The 19850-nt window shown below is 66.1% G+C and carries 19 protein-coding genes; 11 read left to right on the forward strand and 8 right to left on the reverse strand.

The features are described from left to right. Positions 1-176: 176 nt before the first annotated feature. From KAJ83_RS07495 to KAJ83_RS07515, 5 genes are all read left to right on the forward strand, one after another. Positions 177-1004 (forward strand): alpha/beta fold hydrolase, encoded by an 828-nt coding sequence (locus KAJ83_RS07495; protein ID WP_210681433.1) that lies wholly within the window; start codon positions 177-179, stop codon positions 1002-1004. Positions 1005-1066: 62 nt separating this feature from the next. Then, positions 1067-3406, forward strand: a complete 2340-nt coding sequence (locus tag KAJ83_RS07500) for a xanthine dehydrogenase family protein molybdopterin-binding subunit (RefSeq protein WP_210681434.1) — start codon at positions 1067-1069, stop codon at positions 3404-3406. Then, positions 3403-4296 (forward strand): FAD binding domain-containing protein, encoded by an 894-nt coding sequence (locus tag KAJ83_RS07505; protein ID WP_210681435.1) that lies wholly within the window; start codon positions 3403-3405, stop codon positions 4294-4296. Before KAJ83_RS07500 ends, KAJ83_RS07505 begins: the two co-directional genes overlap by 4 nt. Beyond that, complete coding sequence (locus tag KAJ83_RS07510; RefSeq protein ID WP_343221970.1) at positions 4280-4789, forward strand: (2Fe-2S)-binding protein; 510 nt, start codon at positions 4280-4282, stop codon at positions 4787-4789. Before KAJ83_RS07505 ends, KAJ83_RS07510 begins: the two co-directional genes overlap by 17 nt. An 84-nt stretch (positions 4790-4873) precedes the next feature. Further along, positions 4874-5596 (forward strand): SDR family NAD(P)-dependent oxidoreductase, encoded by a 723-nt coding sequence (locus tag KAJ83_RS07515; RefSeq protein WP_210681436.1) that lies wholly within the window; start codon positions 4874-4876, stop codon positions 5594-5596. A gap of 177 nt (positions 5597-5773) precedes the next feature. Here KAJ83_RS07515 and KAJ83_RS07520 read toward each other — a convergent pair whose 3' ends face one another. Then, on the reverse strand, positions 5774-6577 hold the full coding sequence (locus KAJ83_RS07520) for a Crp/Fnr family transcriptional regulator (RefSeq protein ID WP_210681437.1): 804 nt from the start codon (positions 6575-6577) through the stop codon (positions 5774-5776). A 533-nt stretch (positions 6578-7110) separates the two neighbouring features. Here KAJ83_RS07520 and KAJ83_RS07525 point away from each other — a divergent pair. From KAJ83_RS07525 to KAJ83_RS07535, 3 genes are all read left to right on the forward strand, one after another. After that, positions 7111-8544 carry an aldehyde dehydrogenase family protein gene (locus KAJ83_RS07525; RefSeq protein WP_210681438.1) on the forward strand — a complete coding sequence of 478 codons (1434 nt, stop codon included), beginning with the start codon at positions 7111-7113 and terminating at the stop codon, positions 8542-8544. Positions 8545-8835: 291 nt separating this feature from the next. Then, on the forward strand, positions 8836-10320 hold the full coding sequence (locus tag KAJ83_RS07530) for a SulP family inorganic anion transporter (RefSeq protein WP_210681439.1): 1485 nt from the start codon (positions 8836-8838) through the stop codon (positions 10318-10320). Between the two features lie 13 nt (positions 10321-10333). Next, a complete protein-coding gene (locus KAJ83_RS07535; RefSeq protein ID WP_210681440.1) occupies positions 10334-11194 on the forward strand; it encodes a universal stress protein in 861 nt (286 codons plus the stop codon). Between the two features lie 17 nt (positions 11195-11211). Here the strand turns inward: KAJ83_RS07535 and KAJ83_RS07540 are convergent, their stop codons facing one another. The 7 genes from KAJ83_RS07540 to KAJ83_RS07570 form a co-directional block, all read right to left on the reverse strand. Continuing rightward, entirely contained in the window at positions 11212-11475 is a 264-nt protein-coding gene (locus tag KAJ83_RS07540) for a hypothetical protein (protein WP_210681441.1), read from the reverse strand. 92 nt (positions 11476-11567) lie between these two features. Next, positions 11568-11813: a MoaD/ThiS family protein gene (locus KAJ83_RS07545; RefSeq protein ID WP_210681442.1), complete on the reverse strand. Its 246-nt coding sequence runs from the start codon at positions 11811-11813 to the stop codon at positions 11568-11570. A 65-nt stretch (positions 11814-11878) separates the two neighbouring features. Next, on the reverse strand, positions 11879-14167 hold the full coding sequence (locus tag KAJ83_RS07550; RefSeq protein WP_210681443.1) for a xanthine dehydrogenase family protein molybdopterin-binding subunit: 2289 nt from the start codon (positions 14165-14167) through the stop codon (positions 11879-11881). Continuing rightward, the gene (locus KAJ83_RS07555; protein ID WP_210681444.1) at positions 14157-14645 is read right to left on the reverse strand and encodes a (2Fe-2S)-binding protein; all 489 of its coding nucleotides are present in this window, start codon (positions 14643-14645) and stop codon (positions 14157-14159) included. Before KAJ83_RS07555 ends, KAJ83_RS07550 begins: the two co-directional genes overlap by 11 nt. An 8-nt stretch (positions 14646-14653) precedes the next feature. Next, positions 14654-15511: an FAD binding domain-containing protein gene (locus KAJ83_RS07560; RefSeq protein ID WP_210681445.1), complete on the reverse strand. Its 858-nt coding sequence runs from the start codon at positions 15509-15511 to the stop codon at positions 14654-14656. A gap of 187 nt (positions 15512-15698) precedes the next feature. After that, positions 15699-16379, reverse strand: a complete 681-nt coding sequence (locus KAJ83_RS07565; RefSeq protein ID WP_210681446.1) for a DUF6064 family protein — start codon at positions 16377-16379, stop codon at positions 15699-15701. A gap of 15 nt (positions 16380-16394) precedes the next feature. Next, entirely contained in the window at positions 16395-17345 is a 951-nt protein-coding gene (locus KAJ83_RS07570; RefSeq protein ID WP_246484312.1) for an aldo/keto reductase, read from the reverse strand. Between the two features lie 196 nt (positions 17346-17541). On the opposite strand from KAJ83_RS07570, the gene KAJ83_RS07575 reads away from it, so the two are divergent. The 3 genes from KAJ83_RS07575 to KAJ83_RS07585 are packed head-to-tail and all read left to right on the forward strand — an operon-like array spanning position 17542 to position 19849. Beyond that, the gene (locus KAJ83_RS07575; RefSeq protein WP_210681447.1) at positions 17542-18363 is read left to right on the forward strand and encodes a creatininase family protein; all 822 of its coding nucleotides are present in this window, start codon (positions 17542-17544) and stop codon (positions 18361-18363) included. Continuing rightward, a complete protein-coding gene (locus tag KAJ83_RS07580; protein ID WP_246484314.1) occupies positions 18360-19154 on the forward strand; it encodes a RibD family protein in 795 nt (264 codons plus the stop codon). Before KAJ83_RS07575 ends, KAJ83_RS07580 begins: the two co-directional genes overlap by 4 nt. Beyond that, the gene (locus KAJ83_RS07585; RefSeq protein WP_210681448.1) at positions 19151-19849 is read left to right on the forward strand and encodes an endonuclease/exonuclease/phosphatase family protein; all 699 of its coding nucleotides are present in this window, start codon (positions 19151-19153) and stop codon (positions 19847-19849) included. Before KAJ83_RS07580 ends, KAJ83_RS07585 begins: the two co-directional genes overlap by 4 nt. The last annotated feature ends 1 nt before the right edge of the window (position 19850 follow it).

The following is a 19850-nucleotide window of genomic DNA, read 5'->3' on the forward strand; positions in this document are numbered from 1 at the left end:
GAAACCACGTCAACATACAATATGCTTGTATGACAATTTATTCGCCCGTGTATTTCCATATATCCCCACTTTTACGGCGTTTTTTCCGAAGAACTTCGTATTATGAGAATATGGATTGTTGACAATGATACATTTTCGTGTCCTATCTCGCTCAATCAACAAGACGGGAGGAAATCATGCCGTTCTGGACATCGCGGGGCGCGAAGCTCTTCTGCCATCAGGAGGGGGGCGGCGCGCCCATCCTTCTCATTCCGGGACTGGGGCTCGACCATCAGTATTATCGTCTGGCAACTCCGTTTCTGGCGGAGTCTCTGTCCGTTCACGCGGTCGACCCACGGGGGATCGGCCAATCCGACGCGGGCGATCGCCCCTTCACGGTCGAGGAATGGGCGGCCGATTTGGCGGAGATGATCCCGCAGCTGGGGGTCGGACCGGTTCACGTGCTCGGGACGTCGCTCGGCGGCGCGATGGCGCTGGCCCTGGCCGAAGCCGCCCCGGATATGGTTCGCAGCCTGACGGTGGTTGGCGCCTTCAGCGAACTGGATCGCGCCGCCGTGCTGAACTTCGACCTCCGCAAGCGGTTGATCGAGAAGCTGGGCTTCAGCGCCGAGGTGGCGGATTACATGGGCCTCTGGACCATGACGCGCGAATTCATCAACAGCGATGAAGGCTATGCGCAGATGCAGGCCAACCAGAAGATCATCCGAAACAACTCCCCGGAACGGTATCTGGAGTTCGTGCGTTCCGTGCTCGCCTGGGGCCGGGAATTGCCGGAACAGAAGGACGAGCCCAAATTCACCGCCCGCCTAGGCGGCATCACGGCCCCCACGCTCGTCGTGGGATCCGCGAACGATCATCTGATTCCGCTTCGCCTCAGCGAAATCATCGCGGAGAACATCCCCGGGGCGGACCTCGTCGTCATGCCCGACGGCGGTCACATCCCCTTCGTCGAGAAGCCGCGGGAAGCCTCCCGGATCGTTCTCGACTTCGTCACCAACCACTGATCCACCCCGTACGGCGCGGCCGCCATGCCGCCGCCCGGGGTGCGGGAATCGGAGCAATCTGAATGGGACAATTCGGCAAACGCCAAGTCCGCGCCGAGGATGACCGGCTTATCACGGGACGTGGATGCTATATCGACGACATCACGCTTCCCAACATGGCCCATATTGTCGTTGTCCGAAGCCAGGCCGCGCACGCGCGGATTACCGTGGACACATCGGACGCCCGTGCGCTTGACGGGGTGATCGCGGTCTTCACGGCCGAGGATCTGCCCGAAGCGGCCCGAATTCTCCCGGATTGCCACCCCAATCCGGCGCTGACGAACCCCCGGGGGCCCTCCGTGCTCGCCAATGGGCTCGTGCGCTATGTCGGAGAACCGATCGCGGCGATCGTCGCCGAGAACCGATATATCGCCGAGGACGCGGCGGAATTGGTCCAGGTCGACTATGAGACCGAGGCCGCCGTGATCGATCTGGAAAAGGCCCTGACCAAGCAATCGGCGCGTGTTCACGAAGACCTGCCCTCCAATCTCGCCGCATTGATCAACATCGCCACGGGAAATGCCGACAGCGCCTTCGCCAAGGCCCATTGTGTCGTCAAGGAGCGCCTGGAGATACAGCGGGGCGCCGGACAAGCGATGGAGACACGGGGCGTCGTCGCCCATTGGAACCGTTTCGAGGACCGCATGGTGGTCTGGAACGTCTCGCAGGTTCCGTATGTGCATCGCACCGCGATCGCCAATGCGCTGGGCCTGCCGGAGCGGCAGGTTCAGGTCCAGAACCCCGATGTCGGGGGAGGCTTCGGATATAAGGGGCTGACCTACACCGAGGACATCCTGGTCCCGGTCGTCGCGCGCCAATTGGACCGCCCGGTGAAATGGATCGAGGATCGGCGCGAACACCTGATCGCGTCCTATCACGAACGCACGCAGATTCATGAATTGGAGATGGCCACCACCGAGGATGGGACGATCCTCGGGATACGCGGCCGCTTCTATCACGATACCGGCGCCTACACGCCCTGGGGCCCCGTCGTCCCCCTGCTGACGGCCGTCAACATTCCCGGGCCGTATCGCGTTCCGAACTACGCGGTGCAATGCGATATCGTCTACACCAACACGACCCCGGTGGCGCCGGTTCGAGGGGCGGGACGTCCGCAGGCCTGCTACGTGACCGAGCGATTGCTCGACCGCGTCGGCAAGGAACTCGGGATCGACCCGGCGGCGTTGCGCAAACGCAACCTGATCACCGCCGAGGAATATCCCTATGACGTCGGCTTCATTTCCCGCGACGGAACACGGCGAACCTATGACAGCGGGAACGTTCCGGCATTGCTGGACCGCGCGCTGGAGATACTGGACTACGACAATACTCTGGCCGATTGCGCCAAACTGCGAACGGAAGGGCGTTATCGCGGAATCGGAATTGCCTGCTGCGTCGAGGACACGGGCCTCGGTCCCTTCGAGGAAGTAGGCATGTCGATCGAAGCCGACGGCTCCGTGACCGTCCGAATGGGAACGCCGAGCCAGGGGCAGGGACAGAAAACCTCCTTCGCGCAAGTCGCCGCCGACATACTGGGCGTGCCCTTCGACAAGGTGAAGGTTCTCACCGGCAACACCGATCTCGTCCGCTACAGCATCGGAACCTTCGCCAGCCGCGCCGGCGTCGTCACCGGCTCGGCGGTCAGTATCGCGGCGAACCAGTTGAAGGAACGGGCCTGCGCGATCGGAGCCGTGCTGCTTCAGACGTCCCCCGAGGAACTCGACCTGAAGGACGGCAAGGTGGTGCTCAAAGCCGACGAAACGCGAAGCATCGATCTCGCCCAGATCGTCCATACGTCCCTCGGCGAATCCGGCAACCCGCTTCCCTTGCCCGATTTCGGTCCGGGCATGAGCACGACGGCCTCCTTCAGCCCGCCGACCAACACCTTCGCGACCGGCTGCCATGCCGCACTCGTCGAGGTGGACCCGGCGACCTGCAAGGTTGAAATCCTGCGCTATATCGCGGTCGAGGATTTCGGGAACCTCATCAACCCCCTGATCGTCGATGGTCAGGTGATCGGCGGGGTGTCGCTGGGCGTCGGAAACACCTTCTTCGAGAAGGCCGTCTATGATTCCGAGGGACAGATTCTCACCGGCACCTTCATGGACTATCTCGTCGCAACATCGATGGACGTGCCACGCGTGGAAATCGACCATCTCTCGACGCCCAGCCCGCTCAACCCACTGGGAATGAAGGGCGCCGGCCAGGGGGGCACGATTCCCGTTCCCGCGGTGATCAGTTCGGCGGTCGAGAATGCGCTGGAGCCCTTCGGGGTTCATCTGTGCGCGGTCCCCTTCAGTGAAAGCGACCTGTTCCAAAACCTTCGGAACGATGATTCCAAGAGCACGAGGAAGTCGGCATGAAACCACCCGTCTTCGAATTCGCCGCGCCCGACTCGCTCGAGCATTGCCTGGATCTCCTCGAACGCTACGGCGACGAGGCAAAGCCGATCGCCGGCGGGCAGAGCCTCATGCCGCTGCTCAACCTGCGCATGGCGGCCCCCGCCGTCGTGATCGACATCGCCAGGGTCCCGGATTTCCATGCCCTGCGGATCGAGGATAGGACCGTCCGGGTCGGACCGATGGTGCGGCAACGCGTCATGGAAACGAACACCGACCTGCGCGCGCGCGTTCCCTTGCTCGCGGAGGCCGTCGGCCTGATCGGCCATGTGGCCACCCGCAGCCGCGGCACGATCGTAGGGTCCATGTGCCACGCGGACCCCGCAGCGGAGCTTCCGGTCTGCGCGACGCTGCTCGGCGCGGAATTCGCCGTCGCCTCCAAGGGGGGAACCAGGACAATAGATGCCGACTCCTTTTTCCTCGATGCCTTGATGACGACGCTCGAACCCGAAGAAATCGTTACCGGTGTCCACCTGCCGACCGCCATGCCGGGCGTGGGCTATGCCTTCGACGAGGTATCGCGCCGCCGGGGCGATTTCGCGCTGGTCGCGGTCGCGGCCGCGGTCGGACTATCCGACGACGGCCTCGTCACCTCGGCGGACATCGCCATCGGCGGGGCGTCGGGACGGCCCGAACGTTTCCCGCTGACCGAGACCGCCCTGTCCGGCCGCCGCATCGAAGAGGCCCCGCTCCGTGAGATCGCCCGGGAGGTCTGCGACAGGCTCGAACCGGAATCGGACCTCCATGCCAGCGCCGATTATCGACGCCGGATTTCGGAAGAACTCATGACCCGCGTTCTGGCCGACGCGGCTTCCCGAGCCAGGAAGGATTTGACCCGTGAACACGCCCTCTAAGCGAACGCAGATCAGCATTACCGTCAACGGCAAGACCTACAGCCGCGACGTCGAGGCGCGTCGAACGCTGGCCGATTTCCTGCGCGAGGATCTCGGCCTCACCGGCACGCATATCGGATGCGAGCACGGCGCCTGTGGCGCCTGCACGGTGACGGTCGATGGCATGCTGGCCCGGTCGTGCCTGACACTCGCGAGCCAGATGGACGGCTGCGAGATCCGCACGGTCGAGGGGCTTTCCGGTCCGAATGGGCTGCACCCCATCCAAGCCGCCTTCAAGGAACACCACGCGCTTCAGTGCGGCTACTGCACGCCGGGCTTTCTCGTGACCGCCGCGGCGATGCTGGAGGAGACCCAGGACCCGACGGAAGGTCAGGTTCGCGATTGGTTGAGTGGAAATATCTGCCGCTGCACCGGCTATCAGTTCATCGTCGACGCGGTACTGTCCGCGGCGGAAACGATGCGAAGCGAGACCGAGGAAAGGGACGCCTCCTAACCCCTCGGCCGCCCCGCCGGCGACCGGATATCCGGCGCGCATGGGGCCCAAGTCGACTACCCCCGAGCAGGAGAGACCCAAGCCTTGAAGAAGATAATCGTAACTGGCGCGGCGAGCGGAATTGGACATGCCTGCGTGCTCGCCCTGCGCGCGACGGGACGAAGAATTGCCGCCCTCGACATCGCGGTGGACGCGCTGGATGAACTGTATCGCGGGGACGAGGGTGTCTCGATCCACCGGCTCGATGCCGGATCGACCGAGAGTTGCCGGGAGTCGATCGACGAGGCGGTGGCCGAGTTGGGCGGCCTGGACACCTTGATCCATTGCGCCGCGATCTGGTCGGGCACCAAGTGGGAGGAGTCCGAAAAGGACGAATGGGACGCGATCCTGTCGGTCAACCTGACAGGGACGTTCTTCCTGGCAAAGGCCGCCGCATCGCACATGCGCCGCGGCGGAGGGGGCGGCATCGTGCTGACCGCCTCCGATTCCGCGCGGGTAGGCGGCGTCGCCGGAGGCCCCGCCTATGCCTCGTCGAAAGGCGGCGTGATCGCCCTCACCCGGTCGTTGGCGCGCGCCCTCGGGCCCGACGGTATCAGGGTGAATGCCGTGAACCCCGGCGTCGTCGATACACCGATGACCCGTTCCTGGCCGCGCGCCATCATTGAACAGACCATCGAGCGTACCCCGCTCGGCCGCATCGCACGATCCGACGACGTGGCGGACGTCGCCTGCTTCCTCGCGTCCGACAAAGCCCGCTTCGTGAGCGGGGAGGTCCTGGAGGTCAATGGCGGCTTCTATTTCGATTGAGCTTCGATCGCGTGCGTCTTCCACGGAATACCGTCACCGCGACCGCCCAGTCCACTTGCATGGATGCCAACAGGCCAACGCTGGAACAGCGCCCGGCCCCTTGTTCGGCCATCTAAACGCGGAGATGGATTGAAGGACCGCCGACCGACAAGATCAGGTGGAGAGAAGCCGCCGCCCCTACTCCATCGCCAGGGACGCGCCGCGCAAGGCGCGATTGGTGGCGGCGGGAATCTCGGAGGCTTCGATATAGAGCGGGTCGAATTTTCCCTGCTCCTTCAACCCGTCTAGATCGAGAATCTCCAGCCACGGCCCGTCGAGACGGATCAAGCCCGATTCCGTCAGACGGCGCAGTGTGCGGTAGATATGGATTGTCGTCAGCCCCATCGCATCGGCGAGTTGTTCCTTGGTAATCGGAAAATGCATGCGCCGCCCACCCGCGAGGCCCAGGGCATCCAGGCGCACGTAAGTCTCCACGAAAAGATGGGCGAGCCGCTCCAGCGCGAAGCGGCGCCCCAGGCTCGTCACCCGCTCGGCCAGCGCCGAATCGTCCTGGGCCGCCATCCACAGCATGGCGACCGCGAGACGTGGCTGCTTCGCCGCCACCTCGCCCAATTTCTCGATCCGGAGTTGGAGCAAGGTGACGTCGGTGATCGCGACGACATCCTGCGTCGAAACCGAGGTGACGATGGAATCGAAGCACAAGAAATCACCGGGGATGGCGAAGCGCGTGATCTGCCGACGGCCGTCGCTCAAATGCCGGGCACAACTGCACCAGCCGCTCTTGATGACATAGACGTGGTTTTGCTCCGCCCCGTCGGAGGCGATCGCGGCGGCGCGGGCGAAACGCAACTCCGATCCGCTCATCCCATCCAGCAACGCGCGTTCCGAGGTGTCCAGATCCAGATACTGGGCCAACTTACGCTCAAGCGGCCGATCGACCCCCATCGGTGAAGAGGTGGCGTGACCACCGACCGTATCCATGCGCGAGAATCCCCCTCATGTTCGCGCTGGAAACTATAAGGGCCGACCGCGAAGTGCGCAAATATACCAGCCCCCCGGCTCCGAGGGCATGGCTCCGAGAACATGGCTCCGAGGGCACGGCCCCAAGGGCACGAGAGGCGATCGCCCGTCGTGGTCGGTGGCGGCAGAAAAATTTCGGCACCCGTAACCTATGTCATGACGCGATCGGGCGACCTCCATTACGCTTTACCCAGGTCGGGGTATCCACCCCGCCACCACGGTCCGCCGGCTTCGTCAAGGCGTCCCGCGTCTCCCCCCAATTTCGCGGGCTTCGCCGCCGTCGGACACCGGAGGGGCCGTCCGCCGCCAATCTTCTCGGGCGGCCCCTCCCTCGACGCCGACAGGCTCCGCCGATACTGCCGCCCCTTGAAAGCGCGCGGCGCCGGTTGCGTTCCGCCCTTCCATGACCGATATAGCGGGGTGGATAGTCCGCCGAGCGCCGATCCCGGCCTCGGCGGTTGGCTTTTCCCATCCACGAAGGGAGCATACCCCCCATGCGCAAGACGGACTTCTATATCGACGGTTCCTGGGTCGCGCCGAGCGCGCCGAACGATTTCGAGGTCATCAATCCCGCCGACGAGCAGGGCTTCGCCACCATTTCGCTGGGCGGCCAAGCCGATGTCGACAAGGCCGTCGCCGCCGCGCGCGCGGCCTTCCCGGGCTTCGCGGCGATGCCGCATGGCGAGCGAATCGCGCTGCTGGAGAAGCTCTACGAGGTTTATAAGCGCCGCATGGGCGAGATGGCCGAGACCATCTCCAAGGAGATGGGCGCGCCGATGAAGCTCGCCACCCAGGCGCAGGCCGCCGCCGGCCTCGGCCATATCAAGGCCTTCATCCGCGACCTGAAGGAATTCGAGTTCGAGCATCCGCTCTATCCCGACGTCACGGAAGAGCACATCGTGCACGAGCCGATCGGCGTCTGCGGCCTGATCACGCCGTGGAACTGGCCGATGAACCAGGTGACGCTGAAGGTCATTCCGGCGCTGGGCGTCGGCTGCACGGTGGTCTTGAAGCCGTCCGAGGTTTCGCCGCTTTCCGCCATGCTGTTCGCGGAGATGATCGACGAAGCCGGCTTCCCCAAGGGCGTGTTCAATCTGGTGAACGGCGACGGGCCGACCGTCGGCGCCGCCATGTCCAGCCATCCGGACATAGACATGATGTCCTTCACCGGCTCCACCCGCGCCGGCACGGCCGTCCAGAAGGCGGCCGCCGACACGGTGAAGCGCGTCACGCTGGAACTCGGCGGCAAGGGCCCGAACCTGATCTTCGCCGATACGGACGTGGCCAAGGCGGTGAAGCGCGGCACGATCCATTGCTTCAACAATTCCGGCCAGAGCTGCAACGCACCGACCCGCATGCTGGTCGAGCGGTCGGTCTATGACGACGCGGTCGAGGCCGCGATCGCCACCGCCGCCAAGTGCCAGGTGGGCGACCCGGAGGAGGACGGCAACCATATCGGCCCGCTTTCCTCCGCCCAGCAGTTCGAGAAGGTGCAGGAACTGATCCAGGTCGGCATCGACGAGGGCGCGAAGCTCGTCGCCGGCGGCGTCGGCCGTCCGGAGGGCTTCAATCGCGGCTATTACGCCCGCCCGACGATCTTTGCCGACGTGAACAACGAGATGACCATCGCGCGGGAGGAAATCTTCGGCCCGGTGCTCTCGATCATGCCCTTCTCGGACGAGGAGGAGGCGATCCGCATCGCCAATGACACGCCCTACGGCCTCACCTCCTATCTGCAGACGGACGATGTGGAGCGTATGCGCCGTGTCTCCAAGCAGCTTCGCGCCGGCATGGTCCAGATGAACGGCGCCCAGCGTCCGGGCGGCAGCCCCTTCGGCGGCTACAAGATGTCCGGCAACGGCCGCGAAGGCGGCCGCTGGGGTATCGAGGACTATCTGGAAGTCAAGGCGATCAGCGGCTGGCAGTAAGCCCGCCCCTCCGAACGGGCCTGCCCCAGGCAGGTTCCGCGGTATCGTTCACGGAAGCCTTCCCCTGGAAACGGGGGAAGGCTTTCTTCTTTCCCGGGCATGCCCGGCCGTCGTGCCATCGAGGGCGCGGCTTTTTGTTGCACCGCAGCATAATTCGCGCTAGCACCCGCCCTCCAGCGCGATCCGTTCGGCACCGTCGCCCGTGCGAACGCTTTCCGCCAATCGACGACGACGAGACGGGCCACCTCCCACCGGGATGGTACCCGTGAGCCGCATTAATCGGTCAGACGCATGCCCTCTCTCTCCGCCTATCGCGAGCAATGGTTCGGCAATATCCGGGGCGACCTGCTCGCCGGGCTGGTGGTCGCGCTCGCCCTCATCCCGGAGGCCATCGCCTTCTCCATCATCGCCGGGGTCGATCCGAAGGTCGGGCTTTATGCCTCCTTCTCGATCGCGGTCGTGGTGGCGATCACCGGGGGACGCCCGGGGATGATCTCGGCCGCGACGGCGGCGACGGCCGTGCTGATGGTCACGCTGGTGAAACAGCATGGGCTGGAATATCTGCTGGCCGCGACGGTGCTGGCGGGCGTGTTGCAGATCGGCGCGGGGCTGCTGCGCCTCGGCGATCTGATGCGCTTCGTCTCGCGCTCCGTCATGACGGGGTTCGTCAACGCGCTGGCCATCCTGATTCTGATGGCGCAATTGCCGGAACTGATCGGCGTACCCTGGCTCACCTATGTCATGGTGGCGGCCGGTCTGGCGATCATCTACCTCTTCCCCTATCTGACGAAGGCGATCCCCTCCCCGCTCATCTGCATCGTCACGCTGACGACGGTCTCGCTCGCGCTGGGGCTGGAATTGCGCACGGTCGGCGATATGGGCGAGTTGCCGGATACGCTGCCGGTCTTCCTGCTGCCGGATATCCCGCTCACCTTCGAAACCTTGCGGATCATCTTCCCCTATTCGGCCGGCGTGGCGGCGGTCGGGCTTCTGGAATCGCTGATGACGGCGACCATCGTGGACGAACTGACCGACCGGCCCAGCGACAAGAACCAGGAATGCATTGGCCAAGGCCTCGCCAACACGGCGACCGGCTTCATCGGCGGCATGGCCGGCTGCGCCATGATCGGCCAGTCGATCATCAATGTGAAATCCGGCGGACGGGGTCGCCTGTCCTGCTTCTGCGCCGGGATATTCCTGTTGTTCCTGATCGTGGTCCTGGGCGATTGGGTGAAACAGATTCCCATGGCGGCCCTGGTCGCGATCATGATCATGGTTTCGATCGGAACTTTCAGTTGGTCCTCGATCAAGGATCTGCGCCGCCATCCGCGAAGCTCCTCCATCGTCATGCTGGCGACCGTCGTCTGCGTGGTGGCGACCCACAATCTGGCGATCGGCGTGCTGGTGGGGGTACTGCTCTCCGGCCTGTTCTTCGCCTGGAAGATCGCGCAATTGCTGCGCGTCACCTCGACCCTGTCGGCGGACGGCCGCGCGCGCACCTACAGGGTGGAGGGGCAGATCTTCTTCGCCTCCGCCAGCACCTTCTCGAACGCCTTCGATTTCAAGGAAGCGCTGGACCATGTGACGATCGATGTCGGTCGCGCGCATATCTGGGATATCTCAAGCGTCGCCGCCCTCGACATGGTTGTCTTGAAGTTCCGGCGCGAAGGCGCTCAGGTGGAGATCGTCGGCATGAACGAAGCGAGCGAGACGATCGTCGACAAGCTCGCCATGCATGACGAGCCGGACGCCCTCGACCGGCTTACGGGCCACTGACGGAGGACGCCGCATGACCAAGCTAATCGCCCTCGTGGACGGCTCCATCTATGCCGCCAGCGTGTGCGAGCACGTGGCCTGGCTGGCCGGACGGCTGGGGGACGATACGCCGGTGACGCTGCTCCATGTCCTCGGCCGGCGGGAGACGCAGAGCGCCCCCTCCGACATGAGCGGGGCCATCAAGCTCGGCGCGCGGTCGAGCCTGCTGGCGGAGCTATCCGCCCTCGACGAGGAGCGCGCGAAGCTCGCCCGGAAGCGCGGCCGCGCGATCCTGGAGGATGGGGAGGCGATCCTGCGCGGCGCCGGGGTGGAGGCGGTGACGAGCCGTCTGCGTCTCGGCGACCTGCTGGAAACGCTGGCGGATATCGAGGCCGAAGCCGATATCCTCGTGATCGGCAAGCGGGGCGAGGCGGCGGATTTCGCGGCCGGCCATCTCGGCTCCAATCTGGAGCGGATCGCGCGCGCCAGCCATAAGCCGATCCTGGTCGCGGCCCGCGCCTTCAAGCCGATCGAGACCGTGCTGATCGCCTTCGACGGCGGCCCCAGCAGCCGTAAGGCCGCCGCCCATGTCGCCGATAGCCCGCTGTTCCGGGGGCTGGCCTGCCGGCTTCTGATGGTCGGAGCGGAGACGAAGGACAGCCGCCGCGCGCTCGAAGAAGCGGCCTACCATCTCCGTCATTCGGGGATGGAGACGAGCGTGGAGGTCCTGCCGGGCCAACCGGAAACGGAAATCGCCAGGATCGTCGAGGAAGGCGGCGCCGACCTTCTGGTCATGGGCGCCTATGGTCATTCGCGCCTGCGCGCGCTCATCCTCGGCTCCACGACGGAGGAGATGCTGCGCTCCTGCCGCATCCCGGTGATGCTGTTCCGATAGAGGGGGCTACGGGCGCCCTACGTCCCGATCCTCGGCAACCCGCCCTTGTGGCTGGGCCCGAAAGCCTTGTCGAGGGTGTGGGTCGAACTTTCCGCGAGTTGGATCGCTTCCGACAGAAGCTCCAACACCTTGATGTTGTTGGCGAGCACCTGCTGCGCTTCCGCGCGGGTATCATCGGTGATGAGCGTGCAGCGCGTCAGCACCTCTCCCCGCAAGACCCGCAACATTGCCTCCAGGCGCAGGCCGTCCGGGTTTTCCTCGGATACGAGATATTTGGTCATGGGGCGTCTCCCGCAGCGGATTTTGGGATAGGAACCCATAATGTGCAGCGATTCGTTAAGGAGGCGCTAAGGCGTCCCCGACCAAAGGCGGTTCATCCCCCCGCCATCTTGGGCAGGATGAAGACCTCGGAATCGGGCCTTACCGTCTGCATCAGGTTCTGGCGGTAAATCTGCCCGTCGAGGGAGACGGTGACTCCCTTCTCCAGGATCGGTTTCAACCTTGGTTCGGCCTGCCCCAGATTCTGGAGGATTTGATAGATGTTATCCCCCGCCACCTCGACCTCGTTCCGGCCGTCGGTATAGTCGCGCAGACTGCCCCAAAGGGTGACTTGAACCATGGTCGCTCGCTCTAAATCCCCCCCGGTCCTCCCCCCATGAAGGGGGGAGGAGGGGATAATGTGCGCTATTCCGCCGCCTTGGCCGCGCTCTCGTTCTCACGCAGGAGCTTCAACATGCGCGGCGGGGACATCGGAATCTCCGTCGCCCGGACCTTCGCCGCCGCCGAGACGGCATTGGCGATCGCCCCCATCGGCGGCACGATCGAGGTCTCGCCGACCCCACGCACGCCATAGGGATGGCCGGGATTGGGCTTCTCCACGATCACCGTCTCGATCATCGGCAGGTCGGAGGCGACGGGCACCCGATAGTCCAGGAAGCCCGCATTCTCCAGAACGCCCTTGTCGCTATAGATATATTCCTCGTTGAGCGCCCAGCCGATACCCTGCACGGCGCCGCCCTGGAACTGCCCCTCGACATAGGCGGGGTGAACCGCCTTGCCCGCGTCCTGGACGACGGTATAGCGCTTCACGTCGATCCGGCCGGTTTCCCGGTCGATCTCCGCATCCACGATATGTGTGGCGAAGCTGGGGCCCGCCCCTTCGGCGGAGATTTCGTGGTGGCCGGCGATGGGGCCGCCGGTCTCCCCCGCCATCTTGGCGATGTCGCGGAAGCTCAAGGGCGCGTGGTCGCCGGCATTCGGGCCGGAGGGAACGGCCGCGCCGCCCTCCCACTTCACCGCGTCCTCGGGAATACCCCAGATCCGGGCGGCGCGGGCGCACATCCGCTCCTTCACCTGACGGGCCGCCTGGATGGTGGCCAGACCGCTGGCGAAGGTGGCCCGGCTGCCGTCGGTCACGTCGTTATAGCCGAGCGAGGCCGTGTCCCCGATGATGGCGTAGATATCGTCATAATCGATGCCGAGTTCCTCCGCCGCCATGGCGCACATGGAAGCCCGGCTGCCGCCGATATCCGGCGTGCCGACCGACAACGCGGCCGTGCCGTCCAGATTGACGTTGAGCGTCACCGCCGTCTGACCGCCGAAATTGAACCAGAAACCACAGGCGACGCCGCGTCCCTGATTGGGGCCGAGGGGGCTGTTGTAATGCTCCGTCGCCTTGGCGGCCTCCAGCGTCTCCACCAGGCCGATCTCGTTATAGGTCGGACCGTAGGAACTCTTGCTGTGGTCGCGCGCGGCGTTCTTCAGGCGGAAGTCGATCGGATCGATGCCGAGCGCGTCGGCAAGCTCCGTCATCACGCTTTCCACCGCGAAGGCCGCCATCGGCGCCCCCGGCGCGCGATAGGCCGCCTGCTTCGGCCGGTTGGTGACGATGTCGTAGCCGACGGCGCGCACATTCTCCAGGTTATAGCAGGCGAAGGCCGCCATGGCGCCCATATCCACCGGGCTGCCCTGGAAGGCGCCGCCCTGGTACTTCAGAAGCGCGTCGGCGGCGGTGATGGTCCCGTCCGCCTTGGCCCCGACCTTGACCCACAGGCTGGCCGACGCCGTCGGCCCGGTCGCGCGGAAGACCTCGTGCCGGTCCATGACGATCTTCACCGGCTTGCCGGCCTTGCGCGAGAGCGCGACCGCCACGGGCTCGATGAAGACCGCCGTCTTTCCGCCGAAGCCGCCGCCGATCTCGCTCGCCGTGACGCGGAGATTGGAGACATCCATGCCGAGAAGCTGCGTCACCGTATCCCGAACCATGAAATGGCCCTGGGTGCAGCACCACAGTTCCCCCCGCCCGTCGGCGCCGATATTGGCCAGGCAGGCATGCGGCTCGATATAGCCCTGGTGCGCGGCGCCGGTCTTGAAGGACCGCTCGACGACCCGGTCGGCGGCGGCGAATCCGGCGTCCACGTCGCCATGGCCGATCTCCGTCCGGCCGGCGACGTTCGACGGCTTGCCCTTGCCATAGTCGTAGCCGAGGTCGTCATGCAGGATCGGCGCGTCCGGCGCCATGGCCAGATCCTCGTCGATCACATGACCCAGCACCTCGTACTCCACCTCGATCAGCTTCAGCGCCTTGCGGGCCGTGATCTTGTCGGTCGCGGCGACGGCGGCGACGGCATGGCCGTCATAAAGCGCCTTTTCCCGCGCCATGCAGTTGACGAGGATGTCGAGCAGCCCCCGATCCTCCTTCACCGCGTCGTGGATCGGGAAATCGTCGCGCGTGACCACGGCCTTCACGCCCTCCAGCGCCTCGGCCTTGGCGGTATCGATCGACTTGATCCGGGCGTGGGCGTGCGGGCTGCGCAGGATCGCGCCGTGCAGCATGCCCGGCGCCACCGTATCCGCGCCGAAGCGCGCGCGGCCCGTCACCTTGTCGATACCGTCGGGGCGGACCGGCCGCTTCCCGACGACGCGGAAATCACGCTTCTCGTAGCCCTGCGGGAAATCGGTCTCAAGCGGCATGGTTGCGCCCTCTCATCTCCTCGGCCGCGTCCATCACGGCGCGCACGATCTTATCATAGCCGGTGCACCGGCACAGATTGCCGGCCAGCCAGTAGCGGACCTCGGTCTCGCTCGGCTCCGGATTGCGCTCCAGCAGAGTCCGGGCCGCAACCAGGATGCCGGGCGTGCAGATGCCGCACTGAAGCGCCGCGTGATCCAGGAACTTGCGCTGCAGCGGGTGCAGCATCTCGCCCTCGGCCATGCCCTCGATGGTGCCGATGGTCCGTCCCTCGGCCTCTGCGCCCAGCATCAGGCAGGAACAGACGATCTCGCCGTCGACCGTGACGGTGCAGGCGCCGCAATCGCCGGTGCCGCAGCCTTCCTTGGAGCCGGTCATGCCCAACCGGTCGCGCAGCACGTCCAGCAGCGTTTCCTGTGGATCGCACAGATATTCAACGGTATCGCCGTTGATGGTGGTGGTTACATGGGTTTTCGTCATGACGGTTCTTATCCTTTCGCGCGTTCAAGCGCGATCGCAACGGTTCGTTTCGCGAGCGTCCCCGCCACCTGAATCCGGTATTCGCGGGTGCCGCGCTTATCGTCGATCGGCGTGCAGGCGGCGGAAACGGCCTGCGACAGAGCCTCCATCGCGGCCTTGTCGCCCTTGGTGCCGACGAGCGCCTGAGCCGCCTTGTCGGCCACCACGACGCGTGGGCCGACCGCGCCGAGGACGATCCGCGCCGCCTCGATCGTGCCGTCCGTGCCCAGCGTCACCACCGCGCCGACACCGACGACGGCGATATCCATCTCCGTGCGCGGGATGAAGCGCAGATAGGCATCGCCCGTCCGCTCCGGCTTACCCGGCAGCAGGATGGAAGCGACGATCTCCCCCTTCTCCAGCGAGAGCTTGCCCGGCCCTGCGGGCACGTCCTCGACCGGCACATCGCGCCGGCCGTTCGGCCCGACGATCGACGCCTTGGCGCCGGCCGCCACCATCGCCGGCACGCTGTCCGCCGCCGGGGAGGCATTGCAGAGATTACCGGCGAGCGTCGCACGGCTTTGAACCTGTGTGGAACCGATCAGGCCCGCGGCCTCGACCACGCCCGGCCACATGGCGACCAGCCCCTCATGCTGGCCGAGGCGCACGCTCGGCACCGCGGCGCCGACGCGGAAGCCGCCGTCCTCCGGCGTGACGGTCGTCATCTCCTCGATGCGCTTGAGATCGACGACCAGATCGGGTTCGAGCCGGCCGGACCGGATCGCGACCAGCAGGTCCGTGCCACCGGCCAGAACCTTAGCCACGCCCTGCTCCGCGGCCAACAGGCCGACCGCGTCGTCGAGCGTCGTGGGAGCCTCGTAGCGCATGCAGCGCTTCTCCTTCCTGTTTGGCCACCGCGCCCAAGGCGAGCACCCGCGCGGTGGCTATCCCTCATCCAATTTTCCGTCCCAATTTTCCGTCCCAGGAGCGCCGCCGCAACCGGCGCGATGCACTCGCTCGCGACGCACTGTAAATCCCGATAATGGCGCGGAAAAGAGCCGCCGGAACGAAAGTTCATGGGGCCGCTCTTTCGCTATCACCGCCCCTTTCGACCCGCCGCGCCTTCACGATCAACAACGCGAAGCCGCCAAGTCCCAAAACCGGCAAGGCCATATCCTCCGGCACCGTCATCAACCAGGCCGTCACCCCCGCCGCCAGGCACCAGAGCAGCGGGATCACCGCAAGCCATACGGCCGCCCACCGCCCACGCCTGTCCCGCGCCATCAGCAACAGGCCGATCGTCAGCACCGCCGTCGGCCCCGGCGCCATGCCCGCGACCCGCATGCCGGCCACGTCCCCGCCGACGAGCGGCGTGATCGCCGGAATACCGATCAACGCTAACAGCGCGAGCCGCCCGCCCACCGCTCGATATCCGTCGATTCCGCGCGGAAAGGCGACACGTCCGCGCCACAGGACGAGCCATAGGATCAACCCCGCCTGCAACAGGAAGAAGATACCATAGACCGGCCCCGCGAAATTTATTCCGGCGAAGGGGCCGAAATGCCAGCCGACCGCCGTCCAGACCCATCCCGCGGCCAGAATACCCCCGATAAGAAGACCGCTTCCCGGCCGGGGAAAGGCGGCGAGCAACAGGCTTCCCAGCATCAGCGCGAAGGCCACCACGGCAAGCGGCAGGGTCGCGGTGTTGAAGGCGGCCATCGTGCTGGTCAGAACCTCGGGCGTATAGGGAAACATGATAACCCGCCGCGCCTACAGGGCTTCGACATAGGCGGCCATCCGCGCCCGGGTCCGCGCATCCGGCAGGGGGCCGTGCAAGGCGCCCATGTTCTCCGCCATATGCTCGACCCGCGTGGTCGCCGGAATGGCGCAGGTGAGCGCCGGATGACCAATGATGAATTTCAGCAGGAATTCCGGCCAGTTCCGCGCCCCGGCCTCGGCCTCCGCCCAATCCGGCAGCGGCTTGCCCTGAAAGGCCTCGATCAGTGCCTTGCGGCGATAGGGCCGGTTGGCGATCACCGCGATCCCGCGTTCCGCGGCAAGCGGCAGAAGGCGGTCCTCCGCCTCCCGGTCGACGATATTGTAGGTGAGTTGCACGAAGTCGATCGGCTGACCGCGCATGATCTCCTCCAACTCCCCATGACGGCGTCCGTGGGACGTGGTCACCCCGATATAGCGCACGCGCCCCTCCGCCTTGTCCTGCTGGAGGGTTTCCAGATGCTCCTCCCAATCGACCAGATTATGCACCTGCATCAGATCGAACCGGTCGAGGCCCCAGAGGCGCCGGCTCTCCGCCATCTGGTCCGGACCGGAGGTCAGGACCGGGGTCCAGACCTTGGTCGCGCTGAACAGCCCGCCGGTATCCTCCAGCCGGTCGAGGCAATCACCGACGACCGCCTCGGAAGACCCGTACATCGGGGAACTGTCCACCATGCCTCCGCCCTCGGCGAGGAAACGCGCCAGGACATCGGCGCGCGCACGGCGCATGGCCGCGTCCTCCCCGACATTGAAGGTGATCCAGGTCCCCATGCCGATCGCCGGAATCCGCTCGCCGGTGGCGGGAATGGCATGGCGGCGGATCGCCTCCCGGTCCTGGGCATGGGCACCGCCGAGGGAAACCGACGCGCCGCCAAGCCCGAGCGCGAGGCCCGCCGTGCCCGCGCCCCGAAGGAACCCGCGTCGTGTCGCTTCATCCGTCATCATCGACCGCTTCCGCTCCCGGTTTCGGACTTCATCGCCCTCCTGATCTAGGGTGCGGCGCGAGGCCTTGCCAGGGGCCTTGCCAGCGGCCTTAGCAGGGGGCTTTGACCGGGGGCGGCGGATCGCGCATCCTTCCGTCGTGCAATCGCCGTTCGCGCCCCACCGCGAAACCGCGTCATTCAGGAGCCCGCCGCGACCCGTGCCCGCGCCCGTCATCGACTGGACCAATCTCAAGACGACCGACTTCGCCGCCCTCGATCCGGAGCGCACGGTGGCGCTTCTCCCCGTCGGCGCGGTGGAGCAACATGGGCCGCATCTGCCGCTCGGCACCGACACGATCATCCTGGAGTCGCTGATCGACGGCCTTGCCGACCGTCTGGCCGGCCGCGATATCACCGTATTGCGCCTGCCGACCCAGGCGATCGGGGACAGCGTGGAACACGCGGCCTTTCCCGGAACCCTGGCCCATGACGCGGAAACATTGATCGCCACCTGGACCGCCATCGGCGAGGCCGTGGCGGACGCGGGTCCGCGCAAGATCGCCATCGTCAACAGCCATGGCGGCCAGCCGCAGATCGTGGACATCGTGGCGATGCGCCTGCGTCGGCGCCGGGCCATGCTGGCCGCGCGGATCATGAGCTATCGCTTCGGCGCGCCGGAGGGGACCTTCGCCGCCGACGAACTCGCCTTCGGCTATCATGGGGGAGAGGTCGAGACGTCCCTGATGCTGGCGATCGCCCCGCATCTGGTGGCGATGGACCGGGCCGAAGCCTTCGACAGCCTGGCACGCGGCATGGCGCGGGAGAACACGGTATTCCGGGCCGAGGGCGCCGCCGGCTTCGCCTGGATGGCCCAGGACCTGAACCCGGCGGGGGCCATGGGCAATGCCGCCGACGCCGACGCGGAACGCGGGCGGCGCACGCGCGACCATATGCGCGACCGTCTGGCGGATGCCTTGACGGAAGTGGCGGCCTTCCCCCTCTCCCGTCTGCGCGGGATAGAAACGGACGATGGATCTTGAGCTTCCTGTTCGATCCCAGGGACCCGAGCGTCTCGCGCATCTGGCGGGCTATCCTGAAGCGCTCCAAGGGCGAGGAAACGGACGCCCTGGCCCCGTGGAACGAGACGGAGAGCGGCATGCTCTCCCTCTACGGCCCGCTTTTAGAGGAGAATGTCGCGATCGGCCAACTGGGGCAGAGCCTGGACGGGCATATCGCCACCTGCACCGGAGCCTCTCACTATGTCACCGGGCCGGAGAGCCTGATCAATCTGCACCGGCTGCGCGCCTTGGCCGACGCGGTGGTCGTCGGCCGCGCCACGGTGGAGGCCGACGACCCGCAATTGACCGTGCGCCATGTGGAGGGGCCGAACCCGCTGCGCGTGGTGATCGACGTACATGGCCGCATCGATGACGGGGCACGCGTCTTTCACGGCCCCGCGCCGGGGGCGTTGCGCCTAACCGGGATCGACACCCCGCCCCTGCCCGGCGTGGAGAGCATGGCCCTGCCGCTCGACGGGGCGGGACGGATCGCACCCGACGCGATCCTCCGCGCGCTCGCCGCGCGGGGGTGCCGACGGGTGCTGATCGAGGGCGGGGGGCGCATCGTCTCCTGCTTCGTGGCGGCGCGGGCGCTCGACCGGCTGCATCTGGCGATCGCGCCGCTGATCACCGGCAGCGGGCGCAGCGGCCTTTCCCTGCCCGGAGTCGCCGATCTGGGCGACGCGATCCGCCCCGACGCGCGCCACTATCCGATGGGCCGGGATGTCCTGTTCGACCTCGACCTGCGGCGCCGGGCGGAGGGTCCGGCATGACCCGCATCCGCCTCGCCACATACAATGTGCATAAGTTCATCGGGGCGGACACCAAGCGCAACGTGCCCCGTATCCTTAAAGTGATCGAGGCGATCGACGCCGATATCCTGGCCGTGCAGGAATTCATGCCGAACAAGGGGGGCCTCAACGCCCGCGATGCCGACCAGTTCGCGGAGAATGCCGGCTATCACGTGGTCAGCCAGCCGATCCGTCGGGTCACCGGCAATTATCAGGCAAACCTCCTGTTGAGCCGCCTCCCCGCGCATCGCAGCGATCTTGTCGACCTGAAGCATCGCCGCAACGAGCCGCGCGGCGCGATTCTGGCGGAATTCGAGATCGGCGCGCATTCGCTCACCGTGATCGCGACCCATTTGGGTCTGACGCCCAGGGCGCGCGCCTTCCAGCTCGACCGCCTGCTGGCGCTCGCGCCGTGGCGCGACGGTGGGTATTTCGCGCTGATGGGCGACCTCAACGCCTTCATCCCCTGGGGGCCGGTGGACCGGCGCCTGCGGCGGGAGTTCCGGGACCACGCCCGACCGGCGAGCTTCCCGGCCGGGCGGCCGATGATGCCGTTGGACCGGATCGCGATCCATCCCGGACACGCGGTGGAGAAAGTCGGGGTCCACGACGTGGACCCGGCACCCTTCGCCTCCGACCATCTGCCGGTGGTAGCCGACCTGAACCTGCCGGATTGAC

It is taken from the genome of Marivibrio halodurans (assembly GCF_017963645.1).
In the GTDB taxonomy this organism is placed as follows: domain Bacteria; phylum Pseudomonadota; class Alphaproteobacteria; order UBA8366; family Aestuariispiraceae; genus Marivibrio; species Marivibrio halodurans.

Coding starts and splice junctions, on each gene's coding strand:
- KAJ83_RS07500 (WP_210681434.1), top strand. CDS start 1,067: ATGGGACAATTCGGCAAACGCCAAGTCCGCGCCGAGGATGACCGGCTT.
- KAJ83_RS07520 (WP_210681437.1), bottom strand. CDS start 6,577: ATGGATACGGTCGGTGGTCACGCCACCTCTTCACCGATGGGGGTCGAT.
- KAJ83_RS07505 (WP_210681435.1), top strand. CDS start 3,403: ATGAAACCACCCGTCTTCGAATTCGCCGCGCCCGACTCGCTCGAGCAT.
- KAJ83_RS07525 (WP_210681438.1), top strand. CDS start 7,111: ATGCGCAAGACGGACTTCTATATCGACGGTTCCTGGGTCGCGCCGAGC.
- KAJ83_RS07535 (WP_210681440.1), top strand. CDS start 10,334: ATGACCAAGCTAATCGCCCTCGTGGACGGCTCCATCTATGCCGCCAGC.
- KAJ83_RS07570 (WP_246484312.1), bottom strand. CDS start 17,345: ATGATGACGGATGAAGCGACACGACGCGGGTTCCTTCGGGGCGCGGGC.
- KAJ83_RS07545 (WP_210681442.1), bottom strand. CDS start 11,813: ATGGTTCAAGTCACCCTTTGGGGCAGTCTGCGCGACTATACCGACGGC.
- KAJ83_RS07550 (WP_210681443.1), bottom strand. CDS start 14,167: ATGCCGCTTGAGACCGATTTCCCGCAGGGCTACGAGAAGCGTGATTTC.
- KAJ83_RS07585 (WP_210681448.1), top strand. CDS start 19,151: ATGACCCGCATCCGCCTCGCCACATACAATGTGCATAAGTTCATCGGG.
- KAJ83_RS07565 (WP_210681446.1), bottom strand. CDS start 16,379: ATGTTTCCCTATACGCCCGAGGTTCTGACCAGCACGATGGCCGCCTTC.
- KAJ83_RS07530 (WP_210681439.1), top strand. CDS start 8,836: ATGCCCTCTCTCTCCGCCTATCGCGAGCAATGGTTCGGCAATATCCGG.
- KAJ83_RS07560 (WP_210681445.1), bottom strand. CDS start 15,511: ATGCGCTACGAGGCTCCCACGACGCTCGACGACGCGGTCGGCCTGTTG.
- KAJ83_RS07540 (WP_210681441.1), bottom strand. CDS start 11,475: ATGACCAAATATCTCGTATCCGAGGAAAACCCGGACGGCCTGCGCCTG.
- KAJ83_RS07555 (WP_210681444.1), bottom strand. CDS start 14,645: ATGACGAAAACCCATGTAACCACCACCATCAACGGCGATACCGTTGAA.
- KAJ83_RS07495 (WP_210681433.1), top strand. CDS start 177: ATGCCGTTCTGGACATCGCGGGGCGCGAAGCTCTTCTGCCATCAGGAG.